This window comes from Psychrobacter sp. Ps6, from assembly GCF_022129235.1.
Lineage (GTDB): Bacteria > Pseudomonadota > Gammaproteobacteria > Pseudomonadales > Moraxellaceae > Psychrobacter.
The window spans coordinates 1-1,085 of the sequence record NZ_JADQAI010000179.1 but is presented as its reverse complement, the minus strand read 5'-3'; the positions used below and the strand labels follow the sequence as shown (position 1 = coordinate 1,085).

The following is a 1,085-nucleotide window of genomic DNA, read 5'->3' as shown; positions in this document are numbered from 1 at the left end:
CTTCTGCAGTAGCGTTAGATGCTACAGGGTTAGATTCGCCACGACCTTCAGCGATGATGCGAGAACCGTCAACGTTCATTACGCTACGTAAAGCTTCAGCAACAGCGTCAGCACGCTTAACAGATAGCTTCTGGTTGTAAGCTTCTGAACCTTTGCTGTCAGTGTAACCAACAACGTAGATTTGTGCTGCATCTTGTGCTTGTAGACGTTGCTCGAAAGGAGCTAGTTTAGCACGGTCGCCAGCAGATAGTGCAGAGCTGTCGAATGCGAAAGGAACAGCCAGTTTAAGCTCTTCTAGAGTTTCAACAGATACTTGATCAACATATACAGGTTCTGCAACTACTGGTGCTGGAGCGCCCCAGTGGTAAGCTAGAGATACACCTGCGAAGTGAATGTCAGCACCGCCTACATCGTTGTAGTACTGGTATTCAACTGCTGTAGAGATGTTCTTAGTTAAGAAGTACTCAGCACCAACGCCTGCAGTTGCTGCCCAACCGTGGTCAGTTCCCTGTGCGCCATTTTTAGCGTGCCAATCGTAGTAGAAAGTACCTAGCTTACCAAAAACATCAAGCTTATCGTTGATTGCGTAAGAGTATTTACCTACGATATCAGCGCCTTGAGCTGTGAATTTACCAATACCATTGGTCACTGATGCAGAACCTAGGTTAGTGTAACCACCTTCAAGAGCAAACCAAGGTGTGAATTGGTAACCTGCGAACACACCACCTGCTAGGTTAGTGTTATCAACGTCAATACCGTTACCTACGCTGTCGTAAAAAGCGTTACCTAGACGAGCACCTGCGTAAAATGGGTTATCAGTTGCTGCATTTGCTGCTGCTGATACTAGCAGAGCAAGAGGAAGAATCATTAAGCTTTTTTTCATTGCTATTCGTCCATATTCCTAAATGTGTAAGAGAACTGTTATTACATTGTGCTTATAACCACAACAGCTCGCACAATTGTGTTTATGATACATGATTATTAGTAAATGACACAATTATATTGTGTTTTTTTGCTAAAATCTTGCAAAAAACCATTATGTTAGCGCTAATTTGTGGCAGTTTAAAATGAATAAGAATTTTTCA

1 protein-coding gene is annotated in these 1,085 nt (G+C 42.9%); it reads right to left on the bottom strand.

From position 1 onward, the window contains the following. On the bottom strand, positions 1-883 hold an 883-nt coding region (locus I3255_RS14715; RefSeq protein WP_238039498.1), incomplete at its 3' end, for an OmpA family protein. Positions 884-1,085: the final 202 nt, after the last annotated feature.